This window comes from Pantoea sp. C1E2 (genome assembly GCF_056491465.1).
The window spans coordinates 3,224,823-3,247,944 of record NZ_JBSZHT010000002.1; the positions used below are offsets into that span (position 1 = coordinate 3,224,823).

Below are 23,122 nucleotides of genomic sequence, written 5' to 3' on the forward strand. Positions count from 1 at the left end.
CTGAGTGAATCCAGCAATTTAACCTGCTGATATAAATCTATTTTTTAACCAAACCCGCACTTAACCGCTTGTGCTAAACCGCGCCTTTTACTGCTATAGGCGCGGCTTATCACCGCATTATCGCGTGCCGTACGGTTTCACCACGCCACCCAGCCCGGAGATGCTTTGCAACTCACTCAGCGAACTCTGCAGCTTCGCTTTGGAGGCATCCGGACCCACGTAAATGCGCGTAATTTGTCCCTGCACTGGCGTGGAAGGTACGGTAAAGGCACGATATCCCGACAGACGCAGTTGCGCCACGATCTCACTGACCTTGGCCGCGTTCTTCAGCGCACCCAGCTGAACGACGAACGCCTGCCCCGCAGGAGCCGCTTCCGGTTCACTCTGTTTCGGTGTTTCGACCGCTTTTGGCTGCTCAACCGGTTTCGGCTGTTCGACCACTTTTGGTTTCGGTTGCTCGACCGGTTTTGGCTTAGGCTGTTCAACCGGCTTAGGTTTTGGTTGCTCGACCACTTTTGGCTTTGGCTGCTCAACCGGCTTCGCCTGCTGATGCACCGGCGGCGGCGTCACCAGAGTAGGCTCACTGTTTTGCGCCGGTTGCGCGTTGCCATTGCTGGCCGAGCCGCTGACTTTCGCGTGATCCGGGGTTTGTGCCGTACCCGCCCCTTCCGGCGGCTGTGCCGGGAGCGGTTGCGTGACCGGCGGCACCATTTCGCTATCCTGCTGATCGTCCGGCTTTGGCACCAGCGGGATCGCCGCGAACTCTTCTTTATAATGCTTTTTCTTGCCGTCGAGCAGCCCCGGCAGCACGATGACGCCAATCGCCACCAAAATGACGGTACCGACTAAGCGATTTTGAAACTTACTTGCCACTGCCATTCTCCGCTGACATCGATTCCATAACCTGTGCGACGGTGTGGAAAGAACCACACACCAGAATCACATCCTCGGGCGCGGCCTGCTGACGTGCGGCCTGCCATGCTGCATCAACGTTATCATACGCGTTGCCACCTTCAAGGTGGGCGATCAGCTCATCAGCACGGGCACCACGCGGCCCTTCAAGTGGGGCGCAGTACCAGTTATCGACCTGCGGCGCCAGTGCGGCCAGCGTGCCGGCGATATCTTTATCATGCAGCATGCCCACTACAGCATGCACTTTACCGCTTTTCGGCAACTCCGCCAGACGTGAAGCCAGATAATTAGCCGCATGCGGATTGTGCGCCACATCGAGAATGACTCGCGGGCTTTCACTCACCGTCTGGAAACGTCCTGGCAGAATCGCCAGAGGCAGGTGTTCGCGGATCACCGCTTCGCTGACGTTGAGTCCTGATGCGCGCAGCGCGGTCAGCGCGGTCGCCGCATTGGGCAACGGCACCTGTGGCAACGGCAGGTCGCGCAGTTCACCTTGTGCATCCTGCCACGTCCAGCTGTTTTCCTGCTTCTGCCACTGCCAGTCGCGGTTGATTTGCAGCAGTTGCGCGCCCTTCTCCGCCGCCACTTCGGCGATAGTGTGCGGCATATCGGCTTCACCAACGACCGCCGGTTTGCCACCGCGGAACACGCCGGCTTTTTCCCGACCAATGCTTTCGCGATCCGGTCCCAGCCAGTCGGTGTGATCCAGTGCAATGCTGGTGATCACCGCCACGTCCGCATCCACAATATTGGTGGCATCAAGACGTCCGCCCAGGCCGACTTCGAGGATCACCACATCAAGATTGGCCTCGCGGAACAAATTGAGTGCGGAGATCGTACCGAATTCAAAATAAGTCAGAGAGATGTCACCACGCCCGGCTTCAATGCTGGCGAAACTGGCGCTGTGCAGCGCTTCATCCAACTCCGCGCCTTGCACGCGCACGCGCTCGGTGTAGCGCACCAGATGCGGCGAGCTGTACACGCCCACGCGATAGCCTGCGGCCATCAACAGCGTTTCCAGCGTACGGCAGGTGGTGCCTTTGCCATTGGTGCCGGCGACGGTGAAGATAAACGGAGCGGGTTTTAGCAGGTCAAGGCGTGCGGCGACGCGTTGAATACGATCCAGACCCAATTCAATGGCCTGAGAATGCAGGTGTTCAAGATAATGAAGCCACGTGGCCAAAGGCGACGTGGCTTGAGGAAGCTGCAGAGTGTCCATGTGTCCCGTTTACTCATCTTACACATCGTCATTCAAGCCGCAGCGGCGTGGGCTGCACTCAATCACCCCCGATCCCTTACTGGATAAGCTGCCGGGGGCTTCATTCGTTTGCCGCCTTGCTGCAACTCGAATGACTGGGTGTTTACGGTTCATTGGTGAAAAGCGTTTAACCACCGCTTTTCGCTGCCTGTCAGGCCTCGTTGCTCTCTGGCACAGCCGTAGAAGGCTGATCACCATCCTGCAGCGGCGCTGGCAGGTTCATCATTTTCGCCAGAAGGCTTGCCAGCTTAAAGCGCATTTCCGGACGACGGATGATCATGTCGATCGCGCCTTTTTCGATCAAGAACTCACTGCGCTGGAAGCCCGGTGGCAGTTTTTCACGCACAGTCTGTTCGATAACGCGTGGACCAGCAAAGCCGATCAGCGCTTTCGGTTCAGCGACGTTCAAATCGCCCAGCATCGCGAAGCTGGCAGAAACACCGCCCATGGTTGGGTCGGTCAGCACGGAGATGTACGGCAAGCCGCGCTCCTGCATTTTCGCCAGCGCTGCGCTGGTTTTCGCCATCTGCATCAGCGACTGTAACGCTTCCTGCATACGGGCACCGCCACTCGCAGAGAAGCAGATCAGCGGGCAGTTATCTTCCAGTGCCTGCTCAACGCCACGCACGAAGCGCGCGCCAACCACAGAACCCATTGAGCCGCCCATAAAGGAGAACTCAAAGGCCACAGCGACCACCGGCATACCATGCAGCGTACCTTTCATGGCGATCAGTGCATCTTTCTCACCGGTGTCTTTCTGCGCGGCAACCAGACGATCTTTGTACTTCTTGGAATCACGGAACTTCAGCAGATCCTTAGGTTCCAGCTCGCTACCTAATTCAACCAGAGAACCTTCATCCAGCATGGTGTGCAAACGCTCACGGGCGTGCATGCGCATGTGGTGGTCGCACTTCGGGCAGACCTCAAGGTTACGCTCCAGTTCGGCGCGGTACAGCACCTGACCACAGCTATCGCATTTGGTCCAGACCCCTTCCGGGATACTGGCTTTGCGCGTTGGCGTGGTGGTGCTTTTATTCAGTATGCGTTCAATCCAGCTCATTGATGACCTTTCTGTTTAATGCTGACCTGGTCCAGTCTTCTTGTTACTGCTGAAATCACCTTCAGCAGGCCGTAAATGTCGCTCATTAAACCACAACCCGTTCACGCTGTGGATAAAAATCTGGTTACGGGCTTACTGTGGTTTCTGCTGACGTGCCTGACGGCGATGGCGCCACACTTCAATCACGCCAGGCAAAATTGAGACCACAATGATGCCAACAATCAGCAGTTTCAGGTTCTCCTGCACCACCGGCAAGTCACCAAACAGGTAACCGGCATAGGAGAACAGCAGAACCCACAGCAGCGCGCCCGAGACGTTGAAGAGCGCAAAGTGGCGATAAGACATGTGTCCCATCCCCGCCACAAAGGGGGCAAAGGTTCGCACGATTGGTACAAAGCGCGCAAGTATAATGGTTTTGCCACCGTGGCGATCGTAGAACGCGTGGGTCTTATCCAGATAGCTGCGACGGAAAATTTTCGAGTTTGGGTTGCTGAACAGCTTCTCACCGAACAACCGACCAATAGTGTAGTTCACCGCATCACCGAGGATGGCAGCAATCACCAGTAGCGTGACCATTAAATGCACGTTGAGATCGTTACCCGGCAGTGCCGCCAGCGCGCCAGCAACAAACAGTAACGAATCCCCTGGCAGGAACGGCGTCACAACCAGGCCGGTTTCGCAGAACAGGATCAGGAACAGAATGGCGTAAATCCACACGCCGTACTGCGCCACCAGCTCGGCTAAATGCACATCAATATGGAGGATAAAGTCGATCAAAAAGTGGATGAATTCCATAATGCTCCGGCTCCCAAACATCCTTACTCATTTAAATTAATCTGCGAGGAACAACGGTCCCAACGCAGGCTGAGGTAACGCAAAGTGGGATGGGTAATCCACCGCCACCAAATACAAACCCTCGGCTTTAGCGGTCGCTGCCGCCAGAGTACGATCTTTTGCCGCCAGCAAATCCGCCATCCAGCTTTCGGGCTGATTGCCACAGCCAATTTCCATCAGGCTACCGACAATATTGCGCACCATGTGGTGCACGAACGCATTGGCTTTGATATCGACAATCACATAAGAGCCGTAACGCGTGACGTTAAGGTGCATCACGTTACGCCATGGCGTGCGTGACTGGCACTGCACCGCACGGAACGAGGTAAAGTCGTTCTCGCCAATCAAACACTGACCAGCACGCTGCATTTTCTCGACATCCAGTGGATGGTAAAAATGAGTGATGCCATTGCCAAGAATCGCCGGTCGCAGCCGCTGATTGAAAATCACATAGCGATAACGACGCGCCGTGGCGCTAAAGCGGGCATGAAATTCATCCGGCACCGCTTTCACCCAACGCACCGCGATGTCGTCAGGCAAATTAGCGTTCACACCCAGCGTCCAGGCGCTGTCGGCACGCTGCGAGGTGGTTTCAAAATGCACCACCTGGCCGGTACCGTGCACACCGGCATCCGTGCGTCCGGCGCAGAACACCACCACCGGATGATTCGCCACTTTCGACAGCGCTTTTTCCAGCTTTTCCTGCACGCTGCGCACTTCGTTTTGTCGCTGCCAGCCGTAATATCGGCTGCCGTCGTACTCAATGCCTAACGCCAGCTTAAATGTCGTTTCTTCAGACAACATTAATAGAAGTACTCCTGCACCAATTTCTCAGCAGTTTTTACCGCCATCAGTGCGCCGCCGAAGCGAACGTTGTCAGCCACGGACCAGAATTGCAGCAACTCAGGTACACCGTAATCATTACGCACGTTGCCAATGCTCAGTGCATCACTGCCTGACGCATCACTCACCGGCGTCGGGTATTCACCGTCTGCACTCAGATTGATATCCTCGGCACGATCCAGTTCATCACGCGCTTCTTCCGCTGACAGCGGACGTAAATTCTCAACATGCACGATCTGCGTGTTGCCGTAAAACACTGGCGCCTGCACGCTGCTAACTGCAATCGGCAAACCGTCGTCCTGCAGCACTTTACGCACCTGATCCACCATACGGCGCTCGCTCTCCACGCTGCCCTGGTTGTCAGCTAACTGTGGCAGCAGGTTAAACGCCAGCTGGCGACCAAAATAGTGCTCATCCGCTGGCACACCGTTGAGCAACTTCGCGCTCTCACCCGCTAAACCATCCACTGCCGCTTTACCGTGGCTTGAAACGGAGATCAGGTTGGTCACCTGCAAACGGCTCAATCCGGCCATATCCACCAGCGGTTTGATAGCGTTGAGCAACTGGCTCACCAGCGCATCGGCCACCGTCACGATATTGCGATTACGGTAATCGGCCAGCACCTGTGGATTGACATCTGGCACCACCAGCGGCACATCCGGTTCCAGCGCGAACAAATCGCTGCTGTCGATGACCAGGCAACCCTGGCTCGCGGCTTCATCCGCGTAACGCGCGGAGGCTTCACGACCGGCGGTGAAAAACGCCAGCTGCGCCTGTGTCCAGTCAAATTCGGCCGCATCCTTCACATATAGGGTGCGCCCTTCAAAACGTATGTTTTCACCGGCGCTGTTTTCGCTCGCCAGCAGATACAATTCACCAACCGGGAACTGGCGTTCCGCCAGCAGTTCCAGTACAGCGTTCCCTACTGCGCCTGTTGCGCCCAATAACGCAATATTCCAGCCGTCAGACATGTTGGTTTACTCCAGACAATGACATAAAAACAGAAGGCGGTGATTACACCGCCTGACATTTAAGACTTTTCCCGCGCGAAAACGCAGGGGATTGATTTAACTTTACAAACTGGCGCGGAAACCGAGCTTTTCCAGCATCGCGGCCGCGTCTGCATCATCACATTTCACCTGTAGTGACGACCATTCACGACGCTCTTCATACTGCTTGCGCAGGCGATCAAACTCGCCCGGTTTAGCAGCCACTTTTCGCAGCGGCGCATCGTCGCGGCGCACATCATACACCAGGTGCACCAGTCGTTTCAGCGTTGGCTGATCGAGCTTGCCGTGCAGCGTGATGGTGCCAAATTCCGGTGCAGGCAGCAGACTCTCCAGCGCGACCTGTTGCGGCTGGCCGATAAACTCACACCAGGCTTCAAATACCTGTGTCGTCCCACGCGCTTTGCCTTCCAGCGTGTAGCCCGCAATGTGTGCAGTGGCGATATCCACTTTATCCAGCAGATCGAGGTTCAGATCCGGCTCAGGTTCCCACACATCCAGCACCACGCTGAGATCGTTGCGCATTTTCAACACTTCCAGCAGCGCGGCGTTATCCACCACCGGGCCACGGCAGGCATTGATCAGGATGGTGTTCGGTTTGAGTGCCATCAGCAGTGCCATGTCGGCCAGATGCCAGCTCTTATAAGGGCCATCTTTGAACAGCGGCGTGTGGAAGGTCAGAATATCGGCCTGTGCCACCAGCTCATCCAGCGAGTGAAATGTTTCCTGATCGCCACGATCTGCACGCGGCGGATCGCACAGCAGCGTTTTCACGCCCCAGGCTTCAAGCCGCTTTTGCAGACGACCACCGACATTACCGACGCCGACGATACCCACGGTGCGATCGCGCAGTTCAAAACCATCGCGCTCGGCCAGCAACAGCAATGAGGAGAACACATACTCCACCACTGCAATCGCGTTACAGCCTGGTGCCGCCGAGAAGGCAATACCTGCCGCCGCCAGAGAAGCATCATCAACATGGTCAGTGCCTGCCGTCGCGGTGCCGACAAATTTCACCGGTGTGCCAGCCAGTAATGCCGCGTTCACTTTAGTCACCGAACGCACCATCAAACCGCTGGCATCCTGTAATTCTGCTTCTGGTAACGGACGTCCCGGAACGGCCAATACTTCACCCGTGCGACTGAAGAGTTCACGAGCGTAAGGCATGTTTTCATCGACGAGAATTTTCACTGCGGCGGTCCTGTCTGCTGAGGCGTTTAAGGCGCGTATTCTTACATAAAGCCGGAGATTAACCTAACCGACTGCGATAGCGATCCGGCGTGGTGCCGGCCTGCTGCTGGAACATCACAATCAGCGCCGACGATGAGCTATAACCCAGTTCGTGCGCGATGCCCTGCACGCTGCAACCCTGCTCCAGTAGCGTAATCGCACGCAAAAAACGTAAACGCTGACGCCACTCGCTAAAGGTCATTTTCAACTGCTGCTGGCAACGTCGCGCCAGCGTACGCTCAGTGGTAAACACGCGCTTCGCCCATTGTGCCAGCGTGGTGTTGTCACCGGGATTTTCTTCCAGCGCGCGCAAAATTGGCGCGAGGAATTTGTCGTCAGACAAGGGTAAATAGCTGGTGTGCACCGGTGACTGGCGCAGACGATCAATCAAAACCTCACACAACCGCCAGTCCGCTTCTGTCTGAGGTTGCTCTAACTCGCGCTGTGCAAAGTCATTCATGATGGCGTGCACGATCGCATCGACGTGCAGTAAACAAGCATTCCCGGGCATACCCGCACAGAGATCGGCCGCAAGATTGAAGGTACGGAACTGGGCATGGCAATGGTTATAGCTGCTGTGGCGCTGTTCCGGCGGGATCCAAATAGGCATATCAGCTGGCGTTAATAACCGCTCCCCTTCCACTTCCATCTCCAGCACGTGACTGGTGACGAAAATCACCTGACCCCAGCTGTGATGATGCGGTAAATATTCGGTTTTCGCGTTAGCCTGCTCGTAGCGCATAAAGAAGCGCAGCAGTGGTGCATCAATCGGCGGCTGATATTCAATCTGTAAATTCATTCTGTCCGGTCACTAACGAATGTTGTCCGATTTTAACTATCTGGTTTAAACCGGTCAAATGTAAACTATTCGCGATTATACTCAGGAGTCGTACGATGAATTTACTGTTTCCGCTGATTGCGGTGATGATCTGGTCGATCAACACCATCGTCAGCAAACTCTCTGCCGGGAGCATCGATCCTGCTGCCATCTCTTTCTACCGCTGGCTGCTGGCACTCATCGTGCTGGCTCCCTTCAGCCTGCCCGGCGTGTGGCGTCATCGCCATGCCGTAAAGGCCAATTTGTGGCGACTATTGGTCCTCGGCCTGTTGGGCATGGTGCTGTATCAAAGCCTTGCCTACTATGCTGCCCACAGCGTGTCGGCGGTGATGATGGGTATATTGGGTGCCACGATTCCGCTGCTGACCATTTTGCTCAGTCTGTTTGTTCTGCGTCTCGCGCCGACACGCGGCATTTTGATCGGAGGTCTGCTGTCCTTTGCGGGTCTGGTGTGGCTGGTGAGTGAGGGGAATCCGACACAGTTACTGAATCAGCGTCTTGGCAACGGCGAATTGATGATGTTAGCGGCTTCCACCTCTTATGCGCTTTACGGTGTGCTAACTAAACGCTGGGCCATTCCCCTGCCGACCTGGCAGAGCCTGTATGTGCAGATTTTCTTTGGCGTGTTGCTGTTACTGCCCGGATTCTTGCGCGCACCGGACGTTACGCTGAATGTGCATAACATCCCGCTGGTGCTGTTTGCCGGGCTGTTTGCTTCGATTATTGCGCCTTTTTTGTGGATCCTTGGCGTGCAACGCCTTGGCGCCAGCACCACCAGTATTTTTATGAATTTCGTGCCCGCCTTTACCGCGATTATCGCCGTGATGTTCCTGCACGAACAACTGCATGCCTATCACTGGATTGGTGGCGGGATGACGTTGGTGGGTGTGATTTTGGCGCAACGGTTGAAAACACCGCTGCGTAAACCGCGTGAGACGACCGTTCCCGATCCTGCCACCTGATTTTATTGTCCCGAAAGGCCGCAGCCCCCGTGGATTTCCCGGGGGCTTTTGCTATCATATGGCCTCTTTTTTCCGGCGCACCCGGATCTGACCTCGTTTTTCAAGGATTCCGCCATGCAACCTCTCAGCGGTCCCGGTGTGCCTGCGGGCGATCGTTCAACGCTCACTAATGCGACTGGCCCAACACGTCCTGGCGGACCGGCGGGCGAACAGCCGCTCTCCCCTGCCCAGCGCACCACGCTGGAACGTCTGATTGTGCGCATCATGTCACTCAGTACATTAAAAGCCCCAGAACTATGGGCTGGCGTACGCCATGAAGTGGGCGTAAAGAATGATGCTGAGCTGCAATCGCGGCATTTCCCCGCAGCTGAACAGCATTTGAATGGGCGTCTGACACAGGTGCAGAACAGCCTGGCGACGCGCCAGCTGTTGCAACAGTTGCTGGAGAAGTTGCCGCAGGGCAATAATCGTCAGGCGGTGAGTGAATTTATCCGTCAGCAGTTTAATCAAACGGTGTTAAGTGCACTGTCGCAAGATCAACTGCGTCAGGTGCTGACCATGCTGCAAAATGGGCAGATGGCGATCCCACAACCGCAACAAACGCGTGTGTCCGATCGCACCTTGTTGCCCGCTGAACAGCAATCGCTGAATCAACAGGTCACGCGCCTTGCCGCCACTACGGGTGAATCACCGGTCAAGCTGCTGACCGAAGCGCTGAAGCTGGTCAATCTGAAGAGTGGCGATCCTATCCCGTCACGCCACTTCCCGTTACTGACGCAATATTTGCAGGTGCGCCAGACGCTGGGCCAACACAGCGCACCCACCTTACAGATGCTGGAAACCTCACTGAAGCAGCCGCTGACACATGATGAACAGCGACTGCTGGAGGATTACAGTCAGCAGCGTTTCCAGGCCACGCCGCAAACAGTGCTGACGCCCGCACAAACACAGGATCTTCTCAACTTGTTGTTCAGCCGTCGCGTCGAGAAAACGCTGGAGCAGCCGCACGCCGCCAGCGATCTGCGCCCGCAGCCGATCTGGTCGCCGTGGATCGAGATATTGCCGCGTCCACTGGCCCAGCGCCCGGCACTGACGTTAATCCTGGGCCTGGCGCTGTTCTTCTTTTTGCTGTGGCTGTTCCTGTAATTTAGCAACCGCAGTGTGCGCCGGCAGTGGCTTGTGGCCACTCGCCCGGCGACGTTCCCCACGTCAACGGATGCCCATCGCGCTTCCAGAAGTCCAGTCCACCGATCAACTCTTTGACCTGAAATCCCAGCGAAGCCAGTTTCCATGCCGCTTTGGTTGAGCCGTTGCAGCCGATACCATCGCAGTAAGTGATGTACACCTTGCTGCGATCCAGCTGTGCAGTGGATTCGGCATTCATGGTGCGATGCGGAAACGAAATCGCTCCGGTAATGTGCCCCGCCTGATAAACCTCGACGGATCGTGCATCGATCACCACTATCGCATTGATGCCTTGCGCCAGATCCTCTGCCAAATCCCAGGCATCGGTGTAATAACTCAGTTTGTGCTGCAGATACGCCACGCTTTCCTGAGGATCCACGGGTGGGAAAAGTAAGACTGATGACATCGCATTCTCCTTATGTAATTTTCCCTGAGTTTACGGCAAAGTGGTCTGCAATTTGATACCACTTTCGCCACAGTAATAAGACCACCATGCGCCACTCTTTTTTAGCACTGTTTAATCATGCGTCATCCGGCGGTTTGCGCGAGCGCTTATGCATTACGCTACGTCAGGCCATTACCAGCGGCCATTTGCACCATCAGCAACGCTTACCCTCCAGCCGTCAGTTAGCCGAAGATTTGTCATTGTCCCGGGTAACGGTGGAAGCCGCTTATGCGCAGTTAGAGAGCGAAGGCTATCTGGAGAGACGGGCTGGGCTGGGCACTTTTGTATCGATTGCGATACCTGCACGTGCAGTGACCACACCCGCACAGAATTCACCTCGTTTCTCCCGACGCGGCGAGCAGATACTGGCGACCGGTGGCTGCCAGGATCCGCCTTTTCCACATGCGTTTGCCGCCGGTTCGCCTGAATTACGTGCCTTCCCGCATATGCAATGGCGCCGGATCAGCAACAGCGTGCAGCGTTCGCTGGGTAGCAAGGTGATGGGTTATGGCGATCCGCTGGGCTTTATGCCGCTACGTGAGGCGGTAGCGGATTATCTGGCGTTATCACGCGGTGTGCGCTGTGCTGCCGGACAGGTGGTGATCCTCACCAGTTCACAGCAGGCCTTGCAGTTACTGGCATTGATGTTGCTGGATGCCAATGATGAAGTGTGGCTTGAGGAGCCTGGCTATCCCGGCGCGCGCAACGCATTCCTCGCTGCGGGTGCACACTGTCGCGCGATGCCGCTGGATAGCGAAGGCGCGATGCCGTTAAAAGGACATGCCAGGCTGGTTTATCTGACGCCGGGACATCACTACCCCACTGGCACCGCGATGAGCCTTGCCCGCCGCCTGCAATGGCTCGACTGGGCGCGCCAGCAGCAGAGTTGGTTGATTGAGGACGATTACGACAGTGAGTTTCACTATGACGATCGCCCGGTTCCCGCCTTACAGGGATTGGAAAATGATAGCCGGGTGATCTGCCTCGGCACTTTTTCCAAAACGCTCTTTCCCTCCCTGCGACTGGCGTGGATGGTGGTTCCGCCAGCGCTGGTTGATGCTGTCGGCCGTGCGCGCAGCATTCTGGATGGGCACAGCGCACTACTGTCGCAAGCGATTACCGCTGAGTTTCTGCAACAGGGACACTTTGCCAGCCACCTGCGGCTGATGCGCCAGCTTTACCACAGCCGTCGCGATCGATTGCTGGAGCAGATCAACACGCGCCTGCAGCCATGGCTGACGCCGATGCCGGCGTCTGGCGGGCTGCAGTTGACGGTAGGATTGCATCAGGGAGAGGAAGGGCCACTCACGCAGCAAGCGCAGGAAATCGGCCTGCTGTTGCCGCGTCTGTCGCCGCTGTATGCGGAAAGCCCGCCTCAACCGGGCTGGATGCTGGGCTTTGCTGCGCTGACACCGGGTGAGATTGTCAGCGCCTGCGATAAGTTGGTTACGCTGTTGTCGCGCTACGCGCAAACGTCCAGGTGACGAGAATGCCCAAGGCTGCGCAGCATGCGCCCGCCAGGTAGACCGAGCCATAGCCCAACGCGGTGGCGAGTAAACCGGTCAGTGGGCCACTGGCACCGTAAGCGATATCCTGGAAAGCGGAGAAGCCGCCCAGCGCCGTGCCACGAATTTGTGGTGAGACGCGTTTGATTACTTCGACGCCGAGCGCCGGGAAAATCAACGAGCAGCCGCAACCGGTTAGCGCGGCACCCACCAGCGCCATCCAGCCTGAAGTTGCGCAGGCCAGCACCAGCAAACCGGCGGTTTCCACCAGCAGCGAGACCATCGCGACGCGCACACCACCATGACGATCCGGCAGGCCGCCAAAGAACACGCGCACCAATACAAAAGCACAGCCAAAAGCGGTCAGAGCAAAACCGGCGTTGCCCCAGTTTTCTGCGGCAAAATAGAGCGAGGTAAACGTCCCGATGACCGCAAATCCGGTTCCCTGCAACGCCAGCGCCATGCCAGGTTGGAAGATGGTTTTCACCACGCTGAACAGTGAAGGACGTTCGCCACCCACCACCGGCACTTTGCTGACCCAGCTATTGATCGCCAGCGAAAGCAATGGCAGCAGCAACGCAACGGCACCGAGCGCCGCAAATCCGCCATGTTGATTAATCAGCAAACCCAGCGGTGCGCCCGCCGCCAGCGATCCATAAATCGCCATGCCGTTCCACGACATCACCAGTCCGGAACGTTTGCTTCCCACCAGCCCCATGCCCCAGGTGAGATTACCGGTGAGCAGCAGGCTTTCACCGAATCCCAACAGTAAGCGCCCCACCGCCAGCAAGCCAAACTTGCCCCAGGGTGAAACCGGCAATAGCGCGGCCGCCAGATACGCCACGCCCACCAGCGCGATAGCGATCATACCGTGTTGCGTGGTGAGCTTCGCGCCGTGCTGATCGGCTCGGCGTCCGGCAAAGCTGCGCGTCAGCAACGTGGCGAAGAATTGAATCCCCACTGCGACGCCCACCATCAGGTTGCTCATCCCCAATTCCTGATGCACATAAAGTGGAATCACCGGCAGCGCCAGGCCTGCGGTTAAGTATGTGAGAAACACCGCAAAGGATATGCAACCCAAAGGCAGCACAGATTGCGTCTGCGTATCTGCAGCCGTGGTCATGGTGGTATGAACTCCTTGTTCAGAGCGTGCACGACAGGCAATAAACCCACATACGTGCACGTCCGGCATTCAGACGAAAACGGGTTGTTTGGTTCATAATGTGCACAAACGATTATTTTATTTCAGGAAAGATGGGAAGAGTGTAGGCAAGCCGCAGGGGAAATGTCAAAAACAACAGGGGCCGGATAGACCGGCCCCTGGAAAACGGTGATCACGAGATTAAGCTGGCAGCTTACGCATGGTCAGGGTGGCGTTGGTGCCGCCGAAACCGAAGCTGTTGGACATCACGGTGGTCAGCGCTTTTTCAGTTGGCTGCGTCACGATGTTCAGGCCTTTACCGGCTTCATCAATTTCATCAATGTTGATGCTTGGTGCGATAAAGCTGTGCTCCAGCATCAGTAAGGTGTAGATCGCTTCCTGCACGCCCGCCGCACCCAGTGAGTGACCGGTCATGGCTTTGGTGGCAGAGATGTACGGCGAGTTATCACCAAACACTTCGCGAATCGCACCCAGTTCTTTCACATCACCGACTGGCGTAGAAGTGCCGTGGGTGTTGAGGTAATCGATTGGGGTATCAACGCCGTTCATCGCCATCTTCATGCAACGTACTGCGCCTTCGCCTGATGGAGCAACCATGTCAGCACCGTCAGAAGTCGCGCCGTAGCCAACGATTTCTGCATAGATGTGCGCGCCACGTGCCAGAGCATGCTCCAGCTCTTCAACCACCACCATACCGCCGCCGCCTGCGATCACGAAACCATCGCGGTTCGCATCGTAAGTACGGGAAGCTTTCTCTGGTGTTTCGTTGTATTTGGTGGACAGTGCGCCCATCGCATCGAACTCACAGGCCATTTCCCAGCTCAGCTCTTCGCCGCCGCCAGCAAACACGATGTCCTGTTTGCCCAACTGAATCTGCTCAACCGCATTACCAATACAGTGCGCTGAAGTCGCACACGCAGAGCTGATTGAGTAGTTCACACCGTGGATTTTAAACGGAGTTGCCAGACACGCTGACACACCTGAACCCATGGCTTTGGTCACCACATAAGGGCCGACCGCTTTCAGGCCACGCGGGCCACGCATCGCATCGGCACCGAATACCTGATAACGTGGCGAGCCACCGCCTGAACCGGCAATCAGACCCACGCGTGGGTTGTTCTGATATTGCTCGTCAGTCAGACCGGAATCCTGAATCGCTTCTGCCATAGACAGGTAAGCGTAGATTGAAGCATCACTCATGAAACGCACGATTTTGCGATCGATGAGCCCGTTGGTATCCAGTTTGACGTTGCCCCATACGTGGCTGCGCATACCGATATCTCTCATCTCTTCAGAGAAGGTGATACCTGAACGGCCTTCACGCAGAGAAGCCAGCACTTCTTGCTGGTTATTACCAATGCTGGAAACGATACCCAGGCCAGTAATCACTGCACGTTTCATTCAATAGTCCTCATTCCACTTCTTTTGGATTGACGTGCACTCTAGCTTACAGTTGTAAGCCGAACAAGTCCGATCAGCCATTTCCTTTTGTAAATTTGCGTCATGTCACGGCAGTCGTTAAAATCGCGCCACTGCCTGAAAAACGAGCCTTTCCCGTGAAATTAGCCCCGGTTGAACACGCGCAATTAAACTGGAATGATCAGGGTACACCTGTTTCCCGAGCATTCGACGACGTCTATTTCTCCAACGACAATGGGTTGGAGGAGACGCGCTATGTCTTCCTCAATGGCAACCAAATTCCTGTCCGTTTTGCTCAACATTCACGCGATATTTTTATTGTCGCGGAAAGCGGTTTTGGGACTGGTCTGAACTTTCTTACCCTGTGGCAAGCGTTCGATCGCTTCTGCAGTGACCATCCCGACGCGACACTTAAGCGCCTGCACTTCATTAGCTGCGAAAAATTCCCACTGACGCAAATCGATCTGATTGCTGCACATGCGCACTGGCCAGAGCTGGCGCCCTGGGCCGAACAATTACAGCAACAGTGGCCACAGGCGCTGCCGGGTTGCCAGCGTTTACTGTTCAACAACGGTAAAGTCACGCTCGATCTCTGGCTCGGTGATATTAACGCGCTAATTAATACCTTTGATGACAGTCTTAACGCGCAAGTCGATGCGTGGTTTTTAGATGGTTTTGCGCCGTCTAAAAATCCGGAGATGTGGACGCCGGGACTGTTTGCCGCTATGGCACGTCTGGCTCGGCCGGGTGGGACGCTGGCGACCTTCACCTCGGCAGGTTTTGTCCGTCGGGGATTACAGGAAGCGGGCTTTAGCGTGACTAAGTGCAAAGGTTTTGGTCACAAACGTGAAATGCTAACGGGCGTAATGGAGCAGGCTGCTGCCCTGCCCCACAGCCAACCATGGTACGCACGCCCTGCGGCTCGCACTCAGGAAGTGGCGCTGATTGGCGGTGGCGTGGCAAGTGCCGTACTGGCACTGGCGCTGTTGCGTCGTGGCTGGAATGTCACGCTTTACTGCGCTGATGCAGCACCTGCATTGGGCGCATCGGGCAATCGTCAGGGCGCACTCTATCCGTTGCTCAATCAGCACGACCCTGCCCTCGCCACCTTCTTCCCTGCGGCGTTCACCTTTGCCCGCCGTTTGTACGACCAGCTACCGGTGATGTTTGAACACCACTGGAGCGGTGTGCTGCAACTCGGCTGGGACAGCAAAAGTGCCGATAAGATCGCACAGATGCTGGAGATGGGATTGCCGCATGATGTGGCGTACGGCGTGAGCAAGGAAGATGCACAGCAGTTAGCGGGCGTCGATACTGGCTGCGGTGGCATTTTCTATCCGCAAGGCGGCTGGCTCTCTCCGTCGCAACTGACCACCAACCTGCTGGAGCACGCGCAAACGCTGGGTTTACGCCTGCACTGGCTACATCGCGTCACCACGCTGGAAACGACGACCGAGGGCTGGACCCTCAACTTCAGCGAACAGCCCTCGGTAAATCATCGGCAAGTGGTGCTCGCTAATGGCCATGCGCTGCTGGAGATTGAGCAGAGCAAAGATCTGCCCGTTTACGCGGTGGCGGGTCAGGTCAGTCATGTACCGACCAATCCTGAACTGGGCGCGTTAAATACCGTGCTGTGCTACGACGGCTATCTCACGCCGGTGAGCCCGAATTTCAACACTCACTGCATCGGGGCCAGCTACCACCGTGGCGACACTACAACCGATTTCCGTGCTGACGATCAGCAGGAAAACCGCCAGCGCCTGGTTAACTGTCTGCCGGATGCGCAGTGGCCGCAGCAAGTGGATATCAGTGATAACGAGGCGCGTGTCGGTGTGCGCTGCGCCACGCGCGATCACTTACCGATGAGTGGCAGCGCGCCCGATTACACCGCAACGCTAACGCAATACGCCGATCTGCCGGAGCAGCGTGCAAGTGGTGAAAGCATTGCCGATGCACCGGTTCATGCTGGTTTATTTGTGCTGGGTGCGCTGGGTTCGCGCGGCTTGTGCAGCGCGCCGCTGGCAGCGGAAGTGTTGGCGGCACAGATGAGTGGCGAGCCACAACCGCTGGATATCACCACGCTGGCGGCAATGAATCCGAATCGTTACTGGGTAAGGAAGCTGCTGAAAGGAAAGAAAGCGGGACGCTAAGTTGACGGGGCGAGCGATCGCCCCGTGCTATCAGGCCGTTTGACGCGCCTGCTGGAACAAGTTATCCCACATGCCAATCACCAGCGCCTGATCGCGAGGGGACAGTTCACCCGCTGCAATCGCTTTTTGCAGACTGTTCGTCACATGAATCTGCAGCGCTTCTGGCGTATGTTCACCCGTGATTTCAACCTCAGCCACCGCCAGGGTCAGATGACCACGCAGATAGCCACCGGCAAACAACTCGTCGTCACTGGCGTGATCAACCATATCGTCAATCAATGCCAGTATACGGGATTCGAATTCTACGATCATCGTCTTGTTCCTTATTGCCCTTGATACTTCGCGCCACGACTGCATTGGCTTCACGCTCTTACCCCGTTCGCGCTAGTTACCGTCCGGGGGTTCGTTCATTCGCCATCATGCTGCAACGCGGGTTACTTTGGGTCATTAATAATATGTTTGCGAATCACAGATCTTCCGGCCACGGGAAGTGTGCCGCCGTCAGCGCTGGCGTAGCGTAATAGCTGGCTAACGCATCAATAAAACGTGCCGGACGTGCCGGAATCCCCTGCTCAAAATAGGTCATTACCTGAGCATGGACCTTACGCTGGAACGCGATGCGATCGGGTTCACAATCTCCTTCGAGGTTGTCACAACTGACATTGAAGGGAAAGCCCGCCGCAACACAGAACAGCCACTCCAGCGCCTGCGGTTTAATCTCAACCGATTCAAACTGATTCTGCGTTTGCGCATCCCGCCCATCCGGGCAGTACCAATAACCGAAATCCACCAGCTTGCGACGCGCTTCACCGGCAATACACCAGTGAGAAATTTCGTGCAGCGCGCTGGCGTAGAAGCCGTGAGCAAACACCACGCGGTTCCACGGTGATTCCTCATCCGCTGGAAGATAAATAGGTTCGTCATCGCCTTTAATTAGACGGGTCTGAAAATCTTCAACAAAGCAGCCATCAAAAATATCCACCAGTTGCTGGTAATGATGTTCTCTACTCATAATATTTTAATCTTTAAAAAAATTATCGCCATTGTCGCACTGGCAGCCGTTCTTGACGAGTATTGCTTTACAGCGTGGCCATCCACGCCAGCAACGCGCTGCCATGGCTATCCCACAATAATTTCGCGCTCATCACGGCCGATACGGTTACCACCATCGGGCGGATCAGCTTCTGACCCCGGCTCAGCACCAGCTTTGCGCCAAGACGCGCACCGACAAACGCGCCAATCAACATAATGACGCCGGTGCCCCATACCACTTTTCCACCGAACATAAAGAACAGCAGACTGCCAAAGTTTGAGGTGAAATTTAAGACTTTGGCGTGGGCAGTGGCTTTGGCCAAATTGAAACCACAAAGCGTGACAAATGCCAGGGCATAAAACGAACCGGCACCCGGTCCGAAAAAGCCGTCATAGAAACCAACGCAACCGCCGCCTACCAGCGCGTACGCCAAACCTTGCATGCGATGCTCACTATCCGACTCGCCCAGCCGCGGCATCAGCAGGAACCATAAACCGATACTGATCAGCAGGATCGGCAGAATCTGGCGCAGCACATCGGCGTTGATGTGCTGAATCAGCACCGTGCCGCATATTGCACCAATAAAGGTCATGGCGATGTTCAGCCGCTGCTCACGCAATTTGACGGCACCGCGACGCACAAAGTAGAGGCTGGCAGAGAAAGATCCCCCTACCGACTGTAATTTATTGGTGGCTAACGCCTGCGCGGGAGAGAGCCCCGCAGCGAGTAGTGAAGGAACGGTGAGTAAACCACCGCCGCCAGCGATGGAGTCGATAAACGCGGCCAGCACGGCAACCAGGAACAGCACGCCCAGCAACAGCGGGCTAACAACAAAGAGGTCCATTTTTTTCTCGTAAAGTTAACCACAACCATTCTCGACCAGGCAGGCGGTCAGTTCGCTTCCCCACGGCTGACAAAAGTCAGTGCCCGGGGAAGAGAGCGTCGCCATTGCACCTGAGGCAGGAAGCATTCAGGTTAGAGTAAATGACGATCCAACAGTGCCTGACAGGATGGCGGTAACGGCGGCGGCGTTTTTTTCACAGGTGGAGAACTACCGGGTTTTTTCGGCAGAAACCAGCTGTCTAACTCCGCGCCACAACCATCGCCCGGAGGCGGTGGTGCCTGATCTTCGCACTCCAGGCTGCCAGCCGGGCAGCGCAAACGCACGTGCATATGCGCACGATGGGCAAACCACGGGCGCACTTTATTGAGCCACGCACGATCGCTTCCGGCGTCAGCGCAAAGCTGTTTTTTAATCGCCGGATTGACGAAGATACGCGTCACTTCATCGTCTTTCGCTGCCAGCTTAATCAGGCTATCGATCTGCGGCTGCCAATGACGCGCAATCACTTGTTTGTCATCCGGCGCGACCAAATCCAGCGGCTGTGGCTTCAGCAATTGCTGCGCCGTCCAGCGATTTTGCGGCAGCTGCAGCCAGATATCGACATCCAGCCCGGTTTGATGGCTGGCATGTCCGCTGCTAAAGCGCCCGCCGGCCGCCATGCCCATATCACCGATCAACACCTGCCCCAGCTGCAATTGATGCACCTGAGTACTGAGACGCTGAATAAAGGCAATCAGATCGGGATGGCCGTAATAACGCCGCTGATCCTGGCGCATTACCTGATAATGAGGCGAATTGAGTGGCAGCTGCTGAGCGCCGACAATACAGCCGTTGGCGAAACCGCCAATCGACTGTGGGCTGCCAGCAATAGGCTGATGGATTTGCTGCCACGGCGTGGCAGCAAGGGCAGCCGCACTGCACAACAGCGCGGCGACGGTGATGAGCAGGCGGCGCATCAGTGGCTTACCAGCGCGGAACGCTGCTGTTGACGTCACCGTTCTGCGCACGCTGGCGCAGCAGGTGATCCATCAACACGATCGCCATCATCGCTTCGGCAATCGGCACCGCGCGAATGCCCACGCAAGGATCGTGGCGACCTTTGGTGATCATCTCCACCTCTTCGCCATCACGGGTGATGGTTTTACCCGGAACGGTGATACTGGAAGTGGGTTTCATCGCCAGGTTCGCACTGATGGTCTGGCCGCTGCTGATGCCACCCAAAATGCCACCGGCGTGATTACTCTGGAAACCGTCAGCACGAATCTCATCACGATGCTGGCTACCGCGCTGGTTAATCACCGCGAAACCGTCACCGATTTCCACGCCTTTCACTGCGTTAATGCTCATCAGCGCGTGCGCCAGATCGGCATCCAGACGATCAAACACCGGCTCACCTAGCCCCGGTGGCACATTTTCCGCCATCACCGTGACTTTGGCACCGATAGAGTCGCCCTCTTTCTTCAGGCCGCGCATCAGTTCATCCAGCGCTTCCAGCTTAGAGGCATCCGGGCAGAAAAATGGGTTCTCTTCAACGATGCTCCAGTCTTTCAGCTCGCAGGCCACATCACCAATCTGTGCCAGATAGCCACGAACCTGAATGCCGTGCTTCATTTGCAGATACTTTTTGGCAATCGCACCCGCCGCTACGCGCATCGCGGTTTCACGCGCAGAGGAACGGCCACCGCCGCGATAGTCGCGCAGGCCATATTTTTGTTCGTAGGTGTAATCGGCATGGCCGGGACGGAACAGATCTTTGATCGTGCCGTAATCCTGCGAACGCTGGTCAGTATTTTCAATCAGCAGGCCGATAGAGGTGCCGGTGGTGACACCTTCAAATACGCCGGACAAAATTTTCACCTGATCCGGTTCGCGACGCTGCGTGGTGTAACGCGATGTGCCCGGACGGCGACGATCGAGATCGTGCTGAATATCCGCTTCCGTGAGCGGAATGCCTGGCGGCACACCATCAACGATGCAGCCCAGCGCAATACCATGCGACTCGCCAAAGGTGGTTACGCGAAAAACTTGTCCAATGCTGTTACCGGCCATTGTGGTTCCTTGTTGCGATGTTGCGGGCGATGTTTCGCCCCATTTTTTAGTCTTTGTAGAAGGAGAAGTGATGCTGAGCCGCGACGATCTGCTCGCGCGTCAGCATGAACACGCCGTCACCGCCGTTATCGAATTCCAGCCAGGTAAACGGCACATCTGGATACTGATCCATCATATGCACCATGCTGTTGCCCACTTCACAAATCAGCACGCCCTGCTCACTCAGATAATCCGGAGCACAGGCAAGAATGCGGCGCACCAGCTTCAGACCATCACTGCCTGCTGCCAGACCCAATTCCGGTTCGTGGCGATATTCGTTCGGCAGATCGTCCATATCTTCCGCATCCACGTACGGTGGATTGGTGACGATCAGATCATATTTGACCTGCGGCAGTCCCCGGAACAGATCGGAGCGAATGGGCGTGACGTGGTGGATCAAACCGTGTTCTTCAATGTTTTGCTCGGCCACGGCCAGCGCATCCGTGGAGATATCAACCGCATCGACTTCCGCTTCCGGGAAGGCATAAGCACAGGCGATCGCGATGCAGCCACTGCCGGTGCACATATCGAGAATGTGGTGAGGTTGTTCACCAACCAGACCGGCAAAACGGTTTTCAATCAGCTCACCAATCGGCGAACGCGGCACTAACACGCGCTCATCGACATAGAATTCATGACCACAGAACCAGGCTTTATTGGTGAGATAAGCCACCGGAATGCGCTCGTTGACGCGGCGAATCACACGTTCAACAATACGATGACGCTCGCTGGCCGTCAGGCGCGCATTGCGCATATCTTCAGGAATATCCAGCGGCAGCCAGAGCGTAGGCAGAACCAGTTGGACTGCTTCGTCCCAGGGATTATCCGTGCCGTGGCCGTACCAAATGCCTGCCGCCGAAAAACGGCTGACAGCCCAGCGCAGCATATCCTGAATGGTGTGCAGTTCACTCACTGCCTCATCGACGAAAATCTTGTCCACGTAGCCCTCCGCAGGCCTTAAAATCAATCGGCCGTTAGTTTGCCACGAAGCCGGGCAGAATTCAGCGCGGCAAGGTGAAAAAGCTGACATTTGTTAACGCTAAGCGTTAAGGTATGCCACCGGCTATTAACCAGCCCTCTAACCCTATTTTGAGCCATGAGTAAGAAGACGCCCCTAAACCAGGACGATCAGGCGCTGTTTCGCGAATTGATGAGCGGAACGCGTAAGCTGAAACAAGACACTATCGTGCATAAACCGGCAGTGAAAACCCGCGAAGTCCCGCTGAAAAGACTGCTTTCCGAGCAAGCTGATAACAGTCACTACTTCTCAGATGAGTTTCAGCCGTTGCTCTCAAGCGAGGGGCCAATGCGCTACGTGCGCGCCGATGTCAGTCATTATGAGCTGAAGAAATTGCGGCGCGGCGATTACACGCCGGAGATTTTTCTCGATCTTCATGGTTTAAGACAGCAGCAGGCTAAGCAGGAACTGGGCGCATTAATTGCTGCCTGTCGTCGTGAACACCTGTTCTGTGCCAGCGTGATGACCGGGCATGGCAAGCACATCCTTAAGCAGCAAACACCGCTGTGGTTGGCGCAACATCCGCACGTGATGGCATTTCATCAGGCACCGAAATTGTTTGGCGGCGATGCCGCACTGCTGGTGCTGATTGAGGTGGAAGAGTGGGTGCCGCCAGAGTTGCCTTGACGCAAAAAAGGAAAGGGCCGCTGAGTGCGGCCCATAGAGATCTAACGCATGGCGAGTTTACATCGCTTTGGCCAGTTTTGACGGGCTGACCTGCCACTCCAGTTTGCCTTCACAGGCGTCTGCATCAAAGTTCACATAAGCAATTGCCGACGTAGCAAACATCGGTGGCGCTTCCTGCGGGCAAAGCTCTGAAACCAGATAGCCCACCAGAGGCAGATGCGAAATCACCAAGGCTGATTTTACACCCTTCTGCGCCAACGCCTGCAGATAACAGGCCACCATGCCCGGATCGCCACCCGGCGTCAGTTCCGGCAGCACGTCTTGCCCTTCTGGCAGTTTCAGTGCCTCACGAACCGTAGCGAGCGTCTGCTCTGCACGGAGATAAGGGCTCACTAACACCCTTTCGATATCCAGCGCCTGGCCGTTTAGCCAGCTCGCCATCTGGCGCGATTCGTCACAGCCACAGATTGTGAGTGGGCGTACTGAATCACTCGCTGCTTCCAGAGCTGCATCGCCATGACGCATGATAAAAACTTGCATAAAGCACCGCTGTTGTTTGTCGATATCGTCGGGTACCACAGCACCAGACGCTTCATTCTGCGAATGAACGCTGTGTTTTACCCCAATGGCTTCAGTATAGTCAACCGGTTGTTTATTAAATAAGCATATCTAAGAATGGTGCCGCGCCACCTCCTCCATGGC

The 23,122-nt window shown here is 56.1% G+C and carries 23 protein-coding genes; 5 read left to right on the forward strand and 18 right to left on the reverse strand.

Annotated features, from left to right (window positions below):
- Positions 1–117: 117 nt before the first annotated feature.
- The 8 genes from dedD to ACXI0A_RS15445 form a co-directional block, all read right to left on the reverse strand.
- A complete protein-coding gene (gene dedD / locus ACXI0A_RS15410; protein WP_224930981.1) occupies positions 118–873 on the reverse strand; it encodes a cell division protein DedD in 756 nt (251 codons plus the stop codon).
- Entirely contained in the window at positions 863–2,131 is a 1,269-nt protein-coding gene (gene folC / locus ACXI0A_RS15415; protein WP_476147898.1) for a bifunctional tetrahydrofolate synthase/dihydrofolate synthase, read from the reverse strand. Before folC ends, dedD begins: the two co-directional genes overlap by 11 nt.
- Before the next feature lie 190 nt (positions 2,132–2,321).
- Positions 2,322–3,230 carry an acetyl-CoA carboxylase, carboxyltransferase subunit beta gene (accD, locus tag ACXI0A_RS15420; RefSeq protein WP_034825118.1) on the reverse strand — a complete coding sequence of 303 codons (909 nt, stop codon included), beginning with the start codon at positions 3,228–3,230 and terminating at the stop codon, positions 2,322–2,324.
- Between the two features lie 132 nt (positions 3,231–3,362).
- Complete coding sequence (locus ACXI0A_RS15425; RefSeq protein ID WP_476147895.1) at positions 3,363–4,025, reverse strand: DedA family protein; 663 nt, start codon at positions 4,023–4,025, stop codon at positions 3,363–3,365.
- A 36-nt stretch (positions 4,026–4,061) separates the two neighbouring features.
- Positions 4,062–4,868: a tRNA pseudouridine(38-40) synthase TruA gene (gene truA, locus ACXI0A_RS15430; RefSeq protein ID WP_476147893.1), complete on the reverse strand. Its 807-nt coding sequence runs from the start codon at positions 4,866–4,868 to the stop codon at positions 4,062–4,064.
- Positions 4,868–5,878 (reverse strand): aspartate-semialdehyde dehydrogenase, encoded by a 1,011-nt coding sequence (locus ACXI0A_RS15435; protein ID WP_224930972.1) that lies wholly within the window; start codon positions 5,876–5,878, stop codon positions 4,868–4,870. The genes truA and ACXI0A_RS15435 overlap by 1 nt, the downstream gene beginning before the upstream one ends.
- A gap of 102 nt (positions 5,879–5,980) precedes the next feature.
- Positions 5,981–7,105, reverse strand: coding sequence for a 4-phosphoerythronate dehydrogenase PdxB (pdxB, locus tag ACXI0A_RS15440; RefSeq protein ID WP_476147892.1), 1,125 nt, complete (start codon positions 7,103–7,105; stop codon positions 5,981–5,983).
- 58 nt (positions 7,106–7,163) lie between these two features.
- The gene (locus ACXI0A_RS15445; protein WP_476147890.1) at positions 7,164–7,943 is read right to left on the reverse strand and encodes a helix-turn-helix domain-containing protein; all 780 of its coding nucleotides are present in this window, start codon (positions 7,941–7,943) and stop codon (positions 7,164–7,166) included.
- 95 nt (positions 7,944–8,038) lie between these two features.
- Between ACXI0A_RS15445 and ACXI0A_RS15450 the strand changes: the two genes are divergently transcribed.
- On the forward strand, positions 8,039–8,944 hold the full coding sequence (locus ACXI0A_RS15450; RefSeq protein WP_476147888.1) for an EamA family transporter: 906 nt from the start codon (positions 8,039–8,041) through the stop codon (positions 8,942–8,944).
- Positions 8,945–9,058: 114 nt separating this feature from the next.
- Positions 9,059–10,090 (forward strand): flagella biosynthesis regulator Flk, encoded by a 1,032-nt coding sequence (gene flk, locus ACXI0A_RS15455; RefSeq protein ID WP_476147886.1) that lies wholly within the window; start codon positions 9,059–9,061, stop codon positions 10,088–10,090.
- Position 10,091: 1 nt separating this feature from the next.
- Here flk and ACXI0A_RS15460 read toward each other — a convergent pair whose 3' ends face one another.
- Positions 10,092–10,535, reverse strand: a complete 444-nt coding sequence (locus tag ACXI0A_RS15460) for a rhodanese-like domain-containing protein (RefSeq protein WP_476147884.1) — start codon at positions 10,533–10,535, stop codon at positions 10,092–10,094.
- A gap of 86 nt (positions 10,536–10,621) precedes the next feature.
- On the opposite strand from ACXI0A_RS15460, the gene pdxR reads away from it, so the two are divergent.
- Positions 10,622–12,058, forward strand: a complete 1,437-nt coding sequence (gene pdxR / locus ACXI0A_RS15465; RefSeq protein ID WP_476147882.1) for a MocR-like pyridoxine biosynthesis transcription factor PdxR — start codon at positions 10,622–10,624, stop codon at positions 12,056–12,058.
- Here pdxR and ACXI0A_RS15470 read toward each other — a convergent pair.
- Both ACXI0A_RS15470 and fabB read right to left on the reverse strand, forming a co-directional pair.
- Complete coding sequence (locus tag ACXI0A_RS15470) at positions 12,021–13,202, reverse strand: MFS transporter (RefSeq protein ID WP_224930939.1); 1,182 nt, start codon at positions 13,200–13,202, stop codon at positions 12,021–12,023. The two genes, pdxR and ACXI0A_RS15470, sit on opposite strands and share 38 nt — an antisense overlap.
- Positions 13,203–13,421: 219 nt before the next feature.
- A complete protein-coding gene (gene fabB, locus ACXI0A_RS15475; protein ID WP_224930935.1) occupies positions 13,422–14,642 on the reverse strand; it encodes a beta-ketoacyl-ACP synthase I in 1,221 nt (406 codons plus the stop codon).
- A 155-nt stretch (positions 14,643–14,797) separates the two neighbouring features.
- Here fabB and mnmC point away from each other — a divergent pair, with 155 nt between their 5' ends.
- Positions 14,798–16,810 carry a bifunctional tRNA (5-methylaminomethyl-2-thiouridine)(34)-methyltransferase MnmC2/FAD-dependent 5-carboxymethylaminomethyl-2-thiouridine(34) oxidoreductase MnmC1 gene (gene mnmC / locus ACXI0A_RS15480; RefSeq protein ID WP_476147880.1) on the forward strand — a complete coding sequence of 671 codons (2,013 nt, stop codon included), beginning with the start codon at positions 14,798–14,800 and terminating at the stop codon, positions 16,808–16,810.
- A gap of 30 nt (positions 16,811–16,840) precedes the next feature.
- On the opposite strand, the gene ACXI0A_RS15485 is transcribed toward mnmC, so the two are convergent.
- The 6 genes from ACXI0A_RS15485 to prmB form a co-directional block, all read right to left on the reverse strand.
- Positions 16,841–17,122, reverse strand: a complete 282-nt coding sequence (locus tag ACXI0A_RS15485; RefSeq protein WP_224930929.1) for a YfcL family protein — start codon at positions 17,120–17,122, stop codon at positions 16,841–16,843.
- 154 nt (positions 17,123–17,276) lie between these two features.
- Positions 17,277–17,822 carry an elongation factor P hydroxylase gene (locus tag ACXI0A_RS15490; RefSeq protein WP_476147878.1) on the reverse strand — a complete coding sequence of 182 codons (546 nt, stop codon included), beginning with the start codon at positions 17,820–17,822 and terminating at the stop codon, positions 17,277–17,279.
- Between the two features lie 67 nt (positions 17,823–17,889).
- Positions 17,890–18,687, reverse strand: coding sequence for a TSUP family transporter (locus tag ACXI0A_RS15495; protein WP_476147877.1), 798 nt, complete (start codon positions 18,685–18,687; stop codon positions 17,890–17,892).
- Positions 18,688–18,818: 131 nt separating this feature from the next.
- Positions 18,819–19,643, reverse strand: coding sequence for a penicillin-insensitive murein endopeptidase (gene mepA / locus ACXI0A_RS15500; RefSeq protein WP_476147875.1), 825 nt, complete (start codon positions 19,641–19,643; stop codon positions 18,819–18,821).
- Between the two features lie 7 nt (positions 19,644–19,650).
- Complete coding sequence (gene aroC / locus ACXI0A_RS15505; protein ID WP_224930917.1) at positions 19,651–20,736, reverse strand: chorismate synthase; 1,086 nt, start codon at positions 20,734–20,736, stop codon at positions 19,651–19,653.
- A gap of 46 nt (positions 20,737–20,782) precedes the next feature.
- A complete protein-coding gene (prmB, locus tag ACXI0A_RS15510) occupies positions 20,783–21,715 on the reverse strand; it encodes a 50S ribosomal protein L3 N(5)-glutamine methyltransferase (protein WP_476147873.1) in 933 nt (310 codons plus the stop codon).
- 156 nt (positions 21,716–21,871) lie between these two features.
- Between prmB and smrB the strand changes: the two genes are divergently transcribed.
- On the forward strand, positions 21,872–22,420 hold the full coding sequence (gene smrB, locus ACXI0A_RS15515) for an endonuclease SmrB (protein ID WP_224930913.1): 549 nt from the start codon (positions 21,872–21,874) through the stop codon (positions 22,418–22,420).
- A 57-nt stretch (positions 22,421–22,477) separates the two neighbouring features.
- Here the strand turns inward: smrB and sixA are convergent, their stop codons facing one another.
- Positions 22,478–22,960, reverse strand: coding sequence for a phosphohistidine phosphatase SixA (gene sixA / locus ACXI0A_RS15520; protein ID WP_476147870.1), 483 nt, complete (start codon positions 22,958–22,960; stop codon positions 22,478–22,480).
- Positions 22,961–23,122 lie beyond the last annotated feature (162 nt).

Excerpts from the sequence above, each read along its gene's own strand:
- ACXI0A_RS15495 (WP_476147877.1), bottom strand. The coding sequence starts at position 18,687 with ATGGACCTCTTTGTTGTTAGCCCGCTGTTGCTGGGCGTGCTGTTCCTG.
- sixA (WP_476147870.1), bottom strand. The coding sequence starts at position 22,960 with ATGCAAGTTTTTATCATGCGTCATGGCGATGCAGCTCTGGAAGCAGCG.
- ACXI0A_RS15490 (WP_476147878.1), bottom strand. The coding sequence starts at position 17,822 with ATGAGTAGAGAACATCATTACCAGCAACTGGTGGATATTTTTGATGGC.
- ACXI0A_RS15435 (WP_224930972.1), bottom strand. The coding sequence starts at position 5,878 with ATGTCTGACGGCTGGAATATTGCGTTATTGGGCGCAACAGGCGCAGTA.
- ACXI0A_RS15485 (WP_224930929.1), bottom strand. The coding sequence starts at position 17,122 with ATGATCGTAGAATTCGAATCCCGTATACTGGCATTGATTGACGATATG.
- smrB (WP_224930913.1), top strand. The coding sequence starts at position 21,872 with ATGAGTAAGAAGACGCCCCTAAACCAGGACGATCAGGCGCTGTTTCGC.
- ACXI0A_RS15460 (WP_476147884.1), bottom strand. The coding sequence starts at position 10,535 with ATGTCATCAGTCTTACTTTTCCCACCCGTGGATCCTCAGGAAAGCGTG.
- pdxR (WP_476147882.1), top strand. The coding sequence starts at position 10,622 with ATGCGCCACTCTTTTTTAGCACTGTTTAATCATGCGTCATCCGGCGGT.
- ACXI0A_RS15445 (WP_476147890.1), bottom strand. The coding sequence starts at position 7,943 with ATGAATTTACAGATTGAATATCAGCCGCCGATTGATGCACCACTGCTG.
- folC (WP_476147898.1), bottom strand. The coding sequence starts at position 2,131 with ATGGACACTCTGCAGCTTCCTCAAGCCACGTCGCCTTTGGCCACGTGG.
- accD (WP_034825118.1), bottom strand. The coding sequence starts at position 3,230 with ATGAGCTGGATTGAACGCATACTGAATAAAAGCACCACCACGCCAACG.
- ACXI0A_RS15425 (WP_476147895.1), bottom strand. The coding sequence starts at position 4,025 with ATGGAATTCATCCACTTTTTGATCGACTTTATCCTCCATATTGATGTG.
- ACXI0A_RS15470 (WP_224930939.1), bottom strand. The coding sequence starts at position 13,202 with ATGACCACGGCTGCAGATACGCAGACGCAATCTGTGCTGCCTTTGGGT.
- truA (WP_476147893.1), bottom strand. The coding sequence starts at position 4,868 with ATGTTGTCTGAAGAAACGACATTTAAGCTGGCGTTAGGCATTGAGTAC.
- flk (WP_476147886.1), top strand. The coding sequence starts at position 9,059 with ATGCAACCTCTCAGCGGTCCCGGTGTGCCTGCGGGCGATCGTTCAACG.
- mepA (WP_476147875.1), bottom strand. The coding sequence starts at position 19,643 with ATGCGCCGCCTGCTCATCACCGTCGCCGCGCTGTTGTGCAGTGCGGCT.
- ACXI0A_RS15450 (WP_476147888.1), top strand. The coding sequence starts at position 8,039 with ATGAATTTACTGTTTCCGCTGATTGCGGTGATGATCTGGTCGATCAAC.
- aroC (WP_224930917.1), bottom strand. The coding sequence starts at position 20,736 with ATGGCCGGTAACAGCATTGGACAAGTTTTTCGCGTAACCACCTTTGGC.
- fabB (WP_224930935.1), bottom strand. The coding sequence starts at position 14,642 with ATGAAACGTGCAGTGATTACTGGCCTGGGTATCGTTTCCAGCATTGGT.